The organism is Candidatus Hepatobacter penaei, assembly GCF_000742475.1.
GTDB lineage: Bacteria > Pseudomonadota > Alphaproteobacteria > Holosporales > Hepatobacteraceae > Hepatobacter > Hepatobacter penaei.
In genome coordinates this window covers 20,159-33,518 of record NZ_JQAJ01000003.1, presented here as the reverse complement: position 1 = coordinate 33,518, position 13,360 = coordinate 20,159, and the positions used below count along the sequence as shown (strand labels likewise).

Annotated in this window: 13 protein-coding genes; 7 read left to right on the top strand and 6 right to left on the bottom strand. The window is 48.9% G+C overall.

Translation table 11 applies throughout. The annotated features are described in order from the left end of the window. From IG82_RS0104305 to IG82_RS0104295, 3 genes are read right to left on the bottom strand one after another with little or no spacing between them, the layout of a single operon-like run. Nucleotides 1–906 (bottom strand): ABC transporter permease, encoded by a 906-nt coding sequence (locus IG82_RS0104305; protein ID WP_216476150.1) that lies wholly within the window; start codon nucleotides 904–906, stop codon nucleotides 1–3. Between the two features lie 3 nt (nucleotides 907–909). Continuing rightward, a complete protein-coding gene (locus tag IG82_RS0104300) occupies nucleotides 910–2,046 on the bottom strand; it encodes an ABC transporter ATP-binding protein (protein WP_031934343.1) in 1,137 nt (378 codons plus the stop codon). Between the two features lie 11 nt (nucleotides 2,047–2,057). Then, on the bottom strand, nucleotides 2,058–3,176 hold the full coding sequence (locus IG82_RS0104295) for an extracellular solute-binding protein (RefSeq protein ID WP_172642895.1): 1,119 nt from the start codon (nucleotides 3,174–3,176) through the stop codon (nucleotides 2,058–2,060). Nucleotides 3,177–3,289: 113 nt separating this feature from the next. On the opposite strand from IG82_RS0104295, the gene IG82_RS0104290 reads away from it, so the two are divergent. Continuing rightward, nucleotides 3,290–3,802 (top strand): TIM44-like domain-containing protein, encoded by a 513-nt coding sequence (locus IG82_RS0104290; RefSeq protein WP_156095378.1) that lies wholly within the window; start codon nucleotides 3,290–3,292, stop codon nucleotides 3,800–3,802. On the opposite strand, the gene IG82_RS0104285 is transcribed toward IG82_RS0104290, so the two are convergent. Next, entirely contained in the window at nucleotides 3,789–5,681 is a 1,893-nt protein-coding gene (locus IG82_RS0104285; RefSeq protein WP_156095377.1) for a secretin GspD/PilQ domain-containing protein, read from the bottom strand. The genes IG82_RS0104290 and IG82_RS0104285 overlap by 14 nt on opposite strands. 242 nt (nucleotides 5,682–5,923) lie before the next feature. On the opposite strand from IG82_RS0104285, the gene rpsB reads away from it, so the two are divergent. The 4 genes from rpsB to frr are packed head-to-tail and all read left to right on the top strand — an operon-like array spanning nucleotide 5,924 to nucleotide 8,953. Beyond that, nucleotides 5,924–6,817 (top strand): 30S ribosomal protein S2, encoded by an 894-nt coding sequence (rpsB, locus tag IG82_RS0104280; protein ID WP_040333154.1) that lies wholly within the window; start codon nucleotides 5,924–5,926, stop codon nucleotides 6,815–6,817. 3 nt (nucleotides 6,818–6,820) lie between these two features. Further along, nucleotides 6,821–7,663: a translation elongation factor Ts gene (tsf, locus tag IG82_RS0104275; RefSeq protein ID WP_052545702.1), complete on the top strand. Its 843-nt coding sequence runs from the start codon at nucleotides 6,821–6,823 to the stop codon at nucleotides 7,661–7,663. 14 nt (nucleotides 7,664–7,677) lie between these two features. Beyond that, entirely contained in the window at nucleotides 7,678–8,406 is a 729-nt protein-coding gene (locus IG82_RS0104270; RefSeq protein WP_031934337.1) for an amino acid kinase family protein, read from the top strand. Beyond that, complete coding sequence (gene frr, locus IG82_RS0104265) at nucleotides 8,396–8,953, top strand: ribosome recycling factor (RefSeq protein WP_031934336.1); 558 nt, start codon at nucleotides 8,396–8,398, stop codon at nucleotides 8,951–8,953. The genes IG82_RS0104270 and frr overlap by 11 nt, the downstream gene beginning before the upstream one ends. Before the next feature lie 9 nt (nucleotides 8,954–8,962). Here frr and IG82_RS0104260 read toward each other — a convergent pair whose 3' ends face one another. Both IG82_RS0104260 and IG82_RS0104250 read right to left on the bottom strand, forming a co-directional pair. After that, complete coding sequence (locus tag IG82_RS0104260; RefSeq protein WP_031934335.1) at nucleotides 8,963–9,751, bottom strand: hypothetical protein; 789 nt, start codon at nucleotides 9,749–9,751, stop codon at nucleotides 8,963–8,965. A 432-nt stretch (nucleotides 9,752–10,183) separates the two neighbouring features. Next, nucleotides 10,184–11,818: a hypothetical protein gene (locus tag IG82_RS0104250; protein ID WP_156095376.1), complete on the bottom strand. Its 1,635-nt coding sequence runs from the start codon at nucleotides 11,816–11,818 to the stop codon at nucleotides 10,184–10,186. A gap of 223 nt (nucleotides 11,819–12,041) precedes the next feature. Here IG82_RS0104250 and IG82_RS0104240 point away from each other — a divergent pair, with 223 nt between their 5' ends. Both IG82_RS0104240 and IG82_RS0104235 read left to right on the top strand, forming a co-directional pair. Further along, a complete protein-coding gene (locus IG82_RS0104240; protein WP_156095375.1) occupies nucleotides 12,042–12,725 on the top strand; it encodes an outer membrane beta-barrel protein in 684 nt (227 codons plus the stop codon). Between the two features lie 38 nt (nucleotides 12,726–12,763). Further along, nucleotides 12,764–13,174: an EVE domain-containing protein gene (locus tag IG82_RS0104235; protein ID WP_031934331.1), complete on the top strand. Its 411-nt coding sequence runs from the start codon at nucleotides 12,764–12,766 to the stop codon at nucleotides 13,172–13,174. Nucleotides 13,175–13,360 lie beyond the last annotated feature (186 nt).

Below are 13,360 nucleotides of genomic sequence, written 5' to 3'. Positions count from 1 at the left end.
CTATAGCTTTTTTTGCAATCGCTGTAAGATCATAATCGGTGGCACCAACGTCACCAACATCAGCATGGCCAAGGCTGAGGCCAAGGGCCAGTCACGGCTATAGAAAAACTCATTCCAAATCATCTGACCAATCATCAGCACTTTGCCACCCCCCAAAAGCTCGGGCACCACAAACTCTCCCACCACAGGAATGAGCACCAAAATAGATCCAGCCAGCGCCCCACGTCGTGAAAGGGGAAAAATGATTTTCCAAAAAATAGCCAACGGTTTGGCGCCTAAATCTGAGGCCGCCTCCACCAGGTGAAAATCAATTTTTTCCAGGGCGTTATAAAGCGGCAAAATCATAAAAGGCAAATAGGTATAGACCATGCCCAACAGCACGGCCACAGGGGTTCCAAGCACACCTTCCGTGCTGTGAAAAAGACCCAGCTTTTGAAGCAGCAGGCTCAAAAAACCATGCGCATCAAGCAGCCCAATCCATGCATAAACCCGCACCAAAAAAGAAATCCAAAAAGGCAGCAATAACAACATGAGGCAGAAAAAACGCGTTCTTTTTGGCAGCAAAAACAAACCATAGGCCACAGGGTATGATGAGACCAGGCACAACAAGGTGGTGGCAAACGCAAGACCAAAGGAATTGAGATAGGAAAGGATATAGAGGGGATCAGAAAGAATAAAGGCATAGTTATCAAAACTGATCTTAATCTGCATCACATGGCGCCCCACCCACGAAATCATAGGCGCAAATGGGGGTATGGCAATCAAGCTTTCAGAAAAACTGATGCAAAAAATCACAATCAGGGGGACCAGCAAAAACGCTGACAGCCATACATAGGGAACCATAAAAATAAGAAAGGCACTGCGCTTTCTTACATAGTCAAACATAATTGCCAGCCAAGAATACATACGCTACGCCGTCAACACCACGCCGTTTTCTGGCTTCCAAAACAAAGACACCACATCGTCCCATTGCACCACTCGCTCACGCAAACGCCCCACATTGGGTTGGGTGGCCAAAACAATTTTTCCCGACGGTAGCCGCACGTGATAAATAGAAACATCCCCCAGATAGGCAATATCCTCCACCTGCCCCTTCACCGCATTGCGATCACTTTGCCGCTCACGCACAGACATCATGATTTTTTCAGGACGAATGCCCACAGAAACCTGCGCCCCCACAGGCAGCGACGATGTGTGGCTTACATAAAGATCAGTATCCAGGTCTTCCGATCGCACCAACAAATGGTCGGCCTCATGCTCGATCACCAGACCTTCAAATAAATTGATGGCCCCAACAAATCCCGCCACAAAGACAGAATTGGGATATTCATAAACCTCACCAGGAGTCCCCACCTGACAAATGCGGCCATGATCCATAATGCCCATACGCGTTGACACTGTCATGGCCTCTTCTTGGTCGTGGGTGACCATAATAAAGGTCAGGCCCAGCTCCTCTTGAATATTGACCAGCTCGAATTGGGTATCTTCTCTCAAAATGCGGTCAAGGGCGGCTAGGGGCTCATCAAGCAACAACACTTTCGGCCTTTTCGCCAGCGCCCTCGCCAAGGCCACACGCTGTTTTTGCCCCCCCGAAAGAAGCGGCGGCTTGCGGTGTGCAAAAGCGCTCATATGCACAAGTGACAACATTTCCTTCACACGTTTCTTCAGCGTGGGCTCAGGCATTTTTTCTTGACGCAGGCCAAAGGCCACATTTTCTTCAACGGTCATGTGTGGAAACAGCGCATAAGATTGAAACATCATATTAAGTGGACGTTCAAAAGGAGGCATATCCGTCACATCCACACCATCAATTAAAATCCGCCCTGACGTCGGCGCTTCAAACCCAGCCAAAATCCTGAGGAGTGTCGTTTTCCCACATCCCGACCCCCCCAGCAAAGAGAAAAATTCATTCTGATATACAGAAAGGCTCACGCCATCTAGGGCCTGCACATTGCCAAAAGATTTGGTCACATGACGAATGTCAATATAAGGCCTGACTTTGGGATCTTGCCAGGGTTCAAGACGTGTGAGCGAAAGTTTTACCATAACAATTCTCCCTAAAGGTTATGCCCCGCCCGTATCATGGTCCAATAGCGCAGGCGCAAACGTTCATAAGCACGAGGAGGAATTTGATCTAACAGAAGACGTTTTTTAACGGACGCATCCAGATAGATGGTTTTTTGCTTTTGGATGTAAGGATCCACCCAGCGCTCAGTCCCCATCACGGCATTGGCTGTATAGGTTTGATTCGTAATCTCAGCCATCACCTGAGGACGCATCAAAAAGTTCATAAACTTATAGGCCAGATCTTTATTTAATGAATCGCGCGGAATCGCCATGGTATCAATCCACATCAAGGCACCTTCTTGAGGAATAACATAACAATAAGGCGAATGCCCTGTTTGTTTTTCCCAAGCCGCAATGGCCATGTGGGCATAGGAGGAAAAAATCTCAGCCACAGCCACACGCTCAGATGCAAGATCTTGCAAAATCTGGCTCGAATCAAATTTATAGATGAAGGGACGAATCTCAGCCAAATAGGAAGCCGCCTCTTTCAAGACATCGTTATGAAACCCAAACGGATCTTTTCGCTTGTAAAACAAAACGTCTGGAAACACATCAGCCGGCGAGTCCAGCAAAACCACATGATAAGGCGCCAGTTTTTTCAGCCATGGCTTCGAAAAAAGCAACGCCCAACTTTCATAGGGGGGATCATCCCCCAAAGATGCCAACCGTTCTTTATGGTAAATCATGCCCGTTGTGCCCCATAAATAAGGCACCGCATACACACCCTCAGGATCAGCCATTTTTAATTTTTCCACCACCGCCGGATCAAGATGCTGAATATTAGGCATTTTCGTTACATCCAGTTTGGCAAAAATCCCGGCCGGCGCAAAAAGCTTGAGGGTAGGAAATGCTGGGGGAAAGACCACGTCATATCCTGAATGAGCCGCCAACAACTTGGCCTCAAGAATTTCAAGGGTGCTAAAGGCATCATAATGCACTTTGACACCTTCTTCACGCTCAAAGGCTTCGATCACAGAGGCAGGAATATAGTGCGCCCAGTTATAGATATGCAAAACACGTTTATCTTGCGAAGGCGAAAAGGCTGTATAAAAAGCAAGCGCGGCAAAAAAAACAAAAAACGCCACACCCACCAAAGAATTTTTTGACACACTCAGGCCTCGCACACGCACCCACGGTCCACAGACTATAGAAGTTTTTTCAAGATGGCGCTAGAGTGATCGCATACAAACGTTTGTGGGACCTCTTTTCAAAGGATCTTTTTATGAGTCTTCTTGTCTTACTTTTTGTTGCTGTGCTCATCTTTTCCAGACTCTGGCAGGTGCTGGGTCAAAAAATGCCCCACAAGCCCCGCAAAAGGACGGTGTTTCTCGATAAGCACGACGTGGAAATTCGCAAACATGTGGCAGATCCGCAAGCCTTTTACCCTGGGTTTGATGAATCTCATTTTCTTGAAGGGGCGGAAGCGTCTTTTTTGATGATTCTCAAAGCCCACCAGGCCCAAGATCAAAAAACCCTCAAACCCCTGGTCTCCCCGGCGCTGTTAAAGACGCTGCTCAATAACCCCATCCCCAAAAAACCTTCCGATATCTATCTCACCGCGGTATCTATTCAACATAAACGTCTTGAGAAAAACACAGCCTTTGTCTCGGTGCAATTTGCGTGTGATCAGGTTTTTGACCAAGAAACGGTGCCCACCCAAGATGTATGGACCTTCAAACGCAACATTAAAAGCGATGACCCTAACTGGGTGCTCGATCGCATCAATAATAAATAAAGTTGCGCAGCGAGCCCACTTTTTGTGACAATGAGCTTTCCGGAAAGCGCACCATATCCCCTTTAAAATAGAAATCGAGTTTATCCCAAGACTCATTATAGAAAATACCCAAGTGGCTCATGCCCATGGTGGCATCTAGGTTTTCTCTTAAAAACATGGACAGCTCTGATAGCTTTCCATGGCGACCCCTCAGGGTTTGATAATGATGAAACTCTTGCTCAATGGTTTTGCGGCGGCGCGGTGTCACCAAAAATAACACCGACCGTTTCTGCGCCTCTTTATTTTCAGACGAGAAAAAATATTGAACCAGCGGCACTTTTTCAAGCAACGGAACACCACTCTTTTTATAGGTTGTGCCCCGATCATAATTGCCGCCCACAATCCCTGTTTCATTAAACTTGAGACGCAATTTGGTCTTGATGCGGGTTTTTTGCGTGTCAATCAGCTGATCTGACAGGCCGGTGGGCAGACTGGCGTGGGTCACCGAACTGCTTTCCATATCCACATCAATTTCCACCACTTTCCCCGTAATTTTTGTGGGCGTAAAACTCACCAACGTGCCCACAGGCAAATTGATCAACGACCCACCCGAGCTTCCCGATAACCCGCCTACCAACGTGTTGCCCGAATCAAACGTGGCCGGCTTGCCCAAAAAAGCCGTCAGCACCGGCCGGCTCAACAGCTCCACCCGGTCATTGGTAATGTTGACGATGTTGGCATTATATTGCACCGTGCCCCAGGTCATATTTTTGGAAAAAATCCTCTGCACGGGCAGCGATGCACTATCGCTTGTACCCATGTCTGTAGTGCTCAGCACCCGGCCCCCATCCAGGTTCTTATAAAACAACGTATCAATTTCTAAGGGCTTCAAGCTTAAGAGCGTGCCGTTGACAAAGGATTCCAGAAGATTTTGGCCCTTTTGTGTGGTGGTCTTTTCATCTAAAAACAGCAATACGCATTCAAAAATCACCACCGGATCTTCTTCTTCCTCTGGCGGCCCGAGCTTCCTTTTGTGTTTCCGGAAAGAGGCGTGAGACTTTGGAGATCCATCACCCAAAGAGGTGAGATCATCTGGTGATGTTCCTGCATTATGGGGGTCTACATACTGGCCATCAGGACCGGGCAAGGCCGAAGGTGGCGGCAGCGAAAGATCTTCCTCACTGCCGGGCGACAGCGAGATTTTTTTCAACAACCCCGGCGATAAATCCTGGTACACCCTCTGCCAGCTGTCCATGCGATCTTGCAAAAAATCCACATCTTTCTCATCCCCTTTTTGCACGAGGGTTCTCAACTCCGCCAGATAGGTGGCGGCCACTCCGTGATGGCCCACAGCTGAAGAAAGCAAGGCCGCAGCCCGCAAATAGAGAGGGCGCTGGGGGGAGTCTTCCGCCAAGCACGCAAGGGCTTTTTTGATGCTCACAAACGCACAGGGCAAATCATGGGCGTAATAGGCAGCAAAGGCCATTTCATAAAAAAGCATAGGGTCTTTGGGCCGTAATTTGATGGCTTGGGCAAAGTAACGCTGGGCAGGCACATACTTTCCCATGCTCACCTGCAGTCGTCCCATGCGATAGAGCGCATACCAACTATTAGGATCAAGCCGTAACGAGGTGTGATAGGCCGTTTCAGCCAAATCTAAATTTTGCGACATCCCGCCTGACGACGATGCGGCCTCATAGGCCATGCCATTGAGCAAATGCAGCATAGGCTGATTGGGAAACTTACTCAGGGCAAAATTGGCACTCATGCTTGCCCGATCCGCGTCCCCCTCAGCCAGGGCAGACATCACTTTTTGCGCCTCTTCTTTCCACGGCTCTTGTTGATCAAGATAAGAGAGCTCAGGCTTGTTTGTGGGGCCACAGGCAGACACCAGCCACACACCCCACAAAAAAAAACACAAAACGATATTTTTTTAGCATGCTTTCCCTACTTTTGTGTTTTTTTGTCTATTTTAGATATGATTTGGCACAGCCAGTCAATAGAAAAAAACAGGAATGCCTTGTCTCCCTCGCATTTTGGATTATGATAGAGGGATAGAAAACCTCACACAGGTCAATTTCTCAGTGCCCCTCAAGGGGCGGTGGACCTGTGGCGGATGAACTGAGAAAGGATAGAACCGCAATGGTACACAAAATCGGCATCAAAGATTTAATGGGCGTGGGCGCTCATTTTGGTCACAGAACCCAGCGCTGGAATCCCAAAATGAAAGACTATATTTTTGGGAAACGGGCCGGCATTCATATCATTGACTTGAGAAAAACCCTGCCCATGTTGGTGGATGCCTTAAATGCCATTGAGAAAACCATTGCTTCGGGCGGGCGTCTTCTTTTTGTGGGCACCAAAAGGCAAGCGTCACAGATTGTTAAAGAGCAAGCCCTGCGCGCAGGACAATACTATGTCAACAAGCGGTGGCTTGGTGGCACGCTCACCAACTGGCACACCATTGCTGAATCGATCAAACGGCTTAAGCACCTTGAGGCTCAATTTCAGACAGACGATTTTCAAAAACTCACGAAAAGAGAGCGTTTGTCTCTCACCCGGGATCATGAGAAATTAGAAAATGCCTTGGGTGGTATCAAGGATATGGGCGGCTTGCCTGATATGTTGTTTATTGTGGATACTAATAAAGAAAGCATCGCGGTAGCTGAAGCCAAACGACTGGGTATCCCGACGGTGGCCATTGTGGACAGCAACGCAACCCCCGATGATATCACCTACCCAATCCCTGCCAATGATGATGCCGCCAAGGCCATCGCATTTTATTGTGACCTTGTAGCTGAAGCGACATTAACAGGCCTGAAAAAAGAATTTGGCCACGATAAAAAACAAGCTGCTGCGTCAGATGAACCCACAGAGGACGAAAAGGCACCGGCTCAACCGGAAGCTTTAGCCGATACATCCCAGACAGAAAAAGCCGCCCATGCAGAGGAAGGTACACCGGAAAAGGCTCCACAAGAGATAGCCCCAGAAGCACCCGTAACGTCTGAAGATGCCGATATGAGAAAGGATGGGTAACGTATGAAAGAAAACATTCAAAAACTCAGGCAGATGACAGGTTGCGGTATTCTTGACTGCAAAAAAGCCTTGGAGGCGACGAATGGGTCTCTTGAGGAAGCCGCGGTCTGGCTTCGCAAGCAAGGCATTGTCAAAGCTGCTAAAAAAATGGATCGTGACACCACCGAAGGTGTGATCGGCGTGGCCAAAGAAGGCACCTGGGGCGCGCTGTTGAAGGTGGCGTCAGAAACTGATTTTGTGGCACGGAATGAGACCTTTCAAGGTTTCGTCAAAGACGTGCTGGCTCTTGTGGTGAAAGAAAAACCCGCCACACTGGATGCACTGGCGCAGCTTGCCATGGCTTCAGGTGAAACGGTGCAAGAAAAAACAACCCACCTGTCTTCTGTCATTGGTGAGCCTATTAAGCTGATGGATTTGCAAGTCGTTTCTGTGGATCAAGGCTATGTTGGCTCTTATATCCACAACGCCTATACAGATGCCATGGGCACCATTGGCGTGCTGGTGGGCTTACACAGCGAATCCGATCCAGAGGCGCTTCATCTGCCCGGCAAACATTTATCCATGCATGTGGCGGCTTCTAAGCCCACGGCGTTGACCCGTGATGACCTCAATGCAGAGGACGTCAGCAAAGAGCGAGCTTTCTTCTTAGAAGATGCGCAAAAAGCCGGCAAGCCTGAAGCGGCCATTGCCAAAATTGTTGACGGGCGGATGAGAAAGTTTTTCTCCGAAACCGTGTTTCTCGAGCAGCCCTTTATTATGGAGCCTGAAAAAACGGTGGAGGCGTATGTCACCGCCCTGCCCGGCCATGTGCGCATCACAGGCTTTGCCATGGAGAAAATTAAATAACCAAAGGCATGACCATGGGTGAAAGATTGGGGCAAGAGACGTTGTCTTCTCAGCGCTTTTTGCTTAAGCTGTCTGGTGAAATTTTCTCACAAGAAAGGCTCGACCCTATCCTCGATCAAGTGGCTACACTGGCTGAATCTCACACTTTGGTGATTGTGATAGGCGGCGGCAATCTCATGCGCGGACACACGGCCCCTTTCACCCAAACATCTCGCCTGTTTCTTGATCAAATGGGCATGTGTGCCAGTATGCTTAATGGTCTTTTTCTCAAAGCGCATCTGGCAGAAAGGCATATCCCGTCAGAGGTGATGAGCCCCTTTCCCCTGCCAGAGCAAGTCTCTCTTTTCAGTGAGGAAAGGGCACAAGATATTTTGGGGACCAAAAAAATCCTCATTCTTGCTGGCGGCACGGGGCAACCTTTTGTTACCACAGACACAGCGGCCGTATTGGGCGCTCTTAAAACAGGATGCAGCGCTGTGCTTAAGGGCACAAAAGTGGACGGCGTGTTTGCACAAGACCCCGCGTACTTTCCTGATGCGCCCTTTTTGCCCCACCTCAGCCACACAGCAGTTTTAGAAAAGAACATCCAGGTCCTCGATAGCACCGCAGTGGCCATGGCACGGGATTTTGATTTGCCTATTTATGTGTTCAATATTATGAAAAAGGATGGGCTCTTGTCTCTACTTCAGCACAAGGGTCGTTTTACACGCATCACATCTGGGGGGATTCACGATGTTTCATGAACTGAAAAACAAATTAGAAAAAAAGATGGAAGACAGTTTTCAGTCTTTTCTTAAAGATATTCAAGGCCTGCGCACCGGACGCGTGACCACACAGTTGCTTGATCCTGTGCAGGTAGACGCCTATGGCAGCAAGATGCCCTTAAATCAGGTGGCCACAGTGAGCGTACAGGGACCTTTGACCTTGCAAATTCAGGTTTGGAGCCAAGATATGGTGCCGCAGGTGGAAAAAGCCATCTCAGATGCAGGCCTAGGACTCAACCCCCAAACAGCCGGCTCGACGTTGCGCATTCAGGTGCCTGACTTAAGCGAAGAACGCCGCAAAGAGCTGGCCAAAACGCTGGGCAAGTATGCGGAAAATGGGCGCATGGCAGTACGCTCTATACGGCGCATGGGCATGGACGCCCTTGAGAAGGCAGAAAAAAATAACGACATTTCTGAAGACGAACTGCGCAGCCACAGTGGCCAGATTCAAAAAATGACAGACGGTATGATTAGCAAAATTGATCAAACGGTGAACGTTAAAAAAACCGAATTGATGAGCCTCTAGGCACACAGCCTAGGGCTTGCTCTGAAAGATGTGAATACGTTTCGGAAATTGCCACACCATCACAACCGGCAGAGCCCCGCTCATGATCCACACCGTCAATGACACCGCCGGTGAAAAGAGCGGCACCAGGACATAATCAGAAAAGGCCTTCAGCGCCACCACGCCCAGCATCACAAGACTGATCAGCCCCACCTTTTCTTTGGCGCGAAACACACCCGTCAATGATTTGTGCAACAAAAGGCCCGCCAAGGAAAACCCTAGCAACATATAGCCATCCATCCACACGGCCTTGGGCACATGCGCAATAAAGGCCACCAACCCAAGACCCACAAGGGTAAGGAAAAGACCAATGATATAGATCCGCCCCTGAAGCAAAGCCCCTCTGGTGAGCAGTGAGAAAAACATTACCAGCAAAAAGCCCATACCTGCCCCCAAGACAAGCGAGATCAAGGGCACACTTTGATACCAGAGCCCTCCAAGGGCACATATCGCCATCACCCCACAGAGAATGCGCAAGGGCCAGAGGGACGACGCATACACAAACCAGCCATAAAAAGCAACAGCCAACGCGGCCGAGCCATGGGGTAAATAGATGGCCTTGTCTTCCGTAATCCAGCGATCAAAAATGATGTCAAAAAAAGCCACCACGAGGGAAGAAAACAGCACCAAAATAAAGGCCTCTGCTGCCCGTTCCCGCACACGGCTCACATAGCACAATAAAAACACAGGAAACACCACATGCATGGTGGCCAAGGAAGCCATCGCTTTGGCCACACTTGTATAAATATTTGTATCCATGGAGCGCGTCCTTATACAAAGCTGCCTTACCATACGCCCTTATGGGCCGCGAGTCAAAACAATCCCTGCGCGCAAGGCGCATGCCTCCCATGCCTTGGCATCACCCCGCGCGGTGCACCACAAAACGGCCTTTTTTTATAAGGATCAGCTTCAAGCAATGCACAAACGTTTCAACCCAAGAGATGATTGTGGAAAAAAAAAAGGTAACAAAAGCCTAAGCCATGGCATCTCACCCACCCCATCGCGCTGTGGGACAAGGCAGAAAAAAAACGCGTCCCCTTGGCGCAACGAGCACCCAGATGCTTAAGCCCTGACCCCCCTAGCCGCTGAAAGGACCTCCCCCCCCTCGAGGCTAGAGGCCATCAAGAAGCGCACAAGATGGCCAGGCCACAATACCCCCTGACGAAAAACGAGACCAGTTGGGGCAGACCATCAAAGTCGAATCAAATCATAATATTCATTCTGGGTGAAATACCCCGCCGCAATCAGAGCATTTTTTGCCTTGAGATAGTACAGAGAGTCAAAGGCTGCTTCAAGTTCCCTTTGTTGTTCATCTGTGGCAGCTTCATCATACATACGCTGTAGATTTTTGTATTCATCACTCTTCTCAACCCAAAACCGCCATGCTGGCAGCGCACCTAAGGCATGGATCCAAAACCTTGGATTCACGTTGGCAAGGTCTTCTGCTAGGCCGCGCGGCGTCATATAATCAGGCAGGGGAAGAGGGTGGAGCACATGATCAAACACACACCCCCAACCCAGCACGTGATTGGCCAGCTTGGTCAGCTGAAGCTGGTATTCCACAATTTCACCATGGCCTGGATTATTACGTTGTTCATCAAAGGTGTTATTAGCGCGCAATCTTTGGTTTTCTGCATAAACAGCGTTGACCATATACTCCTTCAACATATGCTGTTTCACAAAGGATAAACACACACTCACCAAGGCTGTCTCCACATCTGGATCGGAAGACGACGTCTGTATTCTATAGCACACACTCAAAGTACGTAAGGTTTCCAAGGCTGAAGCCGTCGCATCTTCGCAAGCATCGTTGTGCGTTACCATGATATTCACCACATCTTCTCTCAACGATCCATTTTCTGGCCTTAAGATATAGCTCAGAAGAAATTGAAGCGGAAGCGAAACACTTTGAGGATAGCGTTGAAATTGAGGGCAATTAAACATACGGTCCCTAAACGCCAAAAGTGCCCCCCTTTGATCGGGAACGTGGTTCGTCAGATCATCAAACTGGTTCTTAAGAATCCCCTTGTGCTGTTCTAGACCCATAGGCTCACCTTCTGCAAAGGACAACAAGGCTATATAAGGGTCTTGTAAAATATTCGTAAGGTTCACCCTATAATTGTCCCCATACACAGGTTGCGGCGTGAGACGACGTTCCGCATAAACACGCTGAATGGCCCGCATCAATGTGGTTTTTCTGCAGCTGTGAGTGCCTGCCAAGACAACAGCGTCTCTATAATCCCCAGCGACCATGTTAGGAAAAGTGTCATCCACCATTTGGTGTGACCACGATGATAACGTCCCTCTTTCATAGTTTCTGGTTAACCTCAATCCCTCTTGAGCGGACCTCTCAGGTTCTCTCTGCTCATTTTGCAACGCAGCATTGCGTCCCCCTCGATCTCTCCCCCCAGCATCACGAAGGGCAACTTGGACCCGAAACCTTTGCTCTGCGGCACGCTCGCGTTCAAGACGCACGCGTATGGCCTCTTGACGTTGAGAGGGTGAACCTTGCCTTTCCCTCATGGCCCGGCGTTGAACATCAAAATCGATGTGGACACGGCCATTACGGACAGGAAGATGAGAAACGTGTCCATCGGGCGCAACAAGCGGCATCATATGAAAGTGCTGCGCCTCTTGATGCCGGCGTCGCAGCATATCATTTCTGGCTTTCATGGCAAGGTCTCGCCACGTAAACCCCTGATTCAGTGTCACAGGGCGACCGGCTCTGTGTGCTGCAAGCACCCGTTGCTCTTCACGCCAAAGTGCTTCAAGCGCCCACCCCGAAGAGAGGAAAGAGACATACACAAGAAAAAACGATACGACCATTCTCATCGTTGCCACCATACAATTATGCTCATTTGGCAACAATTAAAACAAAAACCTCTTTTTTTCAACAGGTTATAAAAAACTTGCTTCAATCTGCCTGGGCGCAAATCATGGCGTTAAAAAAAGGGTATTCATCAATGCTTTCATGGGCAAAAAATATTGATTTTAGAAAAAAATAAGGGTTGAATGGCACCATACTTTGAATTTTGTCTGCGAACGTATCATGACTTCTTTTCTATCGAATAAAAATGTTTGTTTATCCCTTGTGTTGGGCACCCTTTGTCTCGGCGTGATGAGCACCCCTCCTCAGGGGCATGCAGATCCCGGTTGGATGTGGGGCCTGGGTCTTGGTGCACCGCAAATTTCAGGTGAAAGTTCAGAAACCATAGATAGTCAGTTCTTGGGCACTGAGGGCAAAAGTGAAAAATTTTCTCAATGGGGGTTTTTGTTTGGGTTCAATGTTTCTTATGTCTATCGCTGGATTGCGCCTGAGCTTTCGTTGGATTTTCTCACCCCCAAAGCTAAACACACCCATGAAGCCTATGGCTTTACAGGATCTATTGCTCACAATGCAAACCTGGGGTTGGCGTGCAAGTTCGGCCTCTTTGAAAGAGAGGGCTTTCAACCTTTTGCTAAGCTAGGCCTTGATTTTGGATGGTTTGCTTTAGATTATGCTGAGCCCGCAGCAGATTTTAAATCTGATGGCACAAAGCTGAAAACAGGAATGTCGTTGGGCATCGGTGTGCTGAGAAAGTTTGAAAGAATCACCTGGTCTCTCAGCTATACCTGGACAACGTTTGGCAAGATCGAACGTTCTTTTACCGATGGTCGTAACCACACCATCAAGCAAACCTTTGACAAAGTCAGCAAAAACGTCATCATGGTGGGAATGCACTTGCCCATTTAAGGGTCACCTTTGAGAGGCGCGTTTTTGGTGGAGACAGCATGGCCTATTGGCTGTTGAAAACAGAGCCTGATTGTTGGTCGTGGCAGGACCAAGTTCGTGATCAGCAAACATCGTGGGATGGTGTGCGCAACTTTCAGGCACAAAAGCATATGCGCGCCATGCGTGAAGGAGATGAAGCGTTTTTCTACCACACCGGCAGCGAGCGGCGCATTATGGGCACGGTCAAGATTGTGCGTGAAGCCTATCCCGACACCACAGACCCAACCCACAGATTTTCCATGGTAGATGTGGAAACATTGAGTCCCTTTGCTGCCCCTGTCACCTTAACGCGCATCAAGCAAGATCCACGATGTCATCATCTGGCTCTCATCAAACAAGGGCGTCTTTCTGTGGTACCTGTGGATGAAGAAACGTGGTATCTCATTTCTTCATGGGGTCATCCTGCATAACCCTTGCCTCTAAACGCACGAACCTTGCGGCACCAAAACACCCCCCAAATGGATGATAAAAAAAACGCCCCTTTAACGGGGCGCCGTGTTTGTGTAATCCAAGGTCAGTGAGGCGATGGCACAGGCCAAGCCTTCGGCTCAGGGTTCACATCCTAAAGGGTCAGAATAGGATAGTTCGCATCTTGC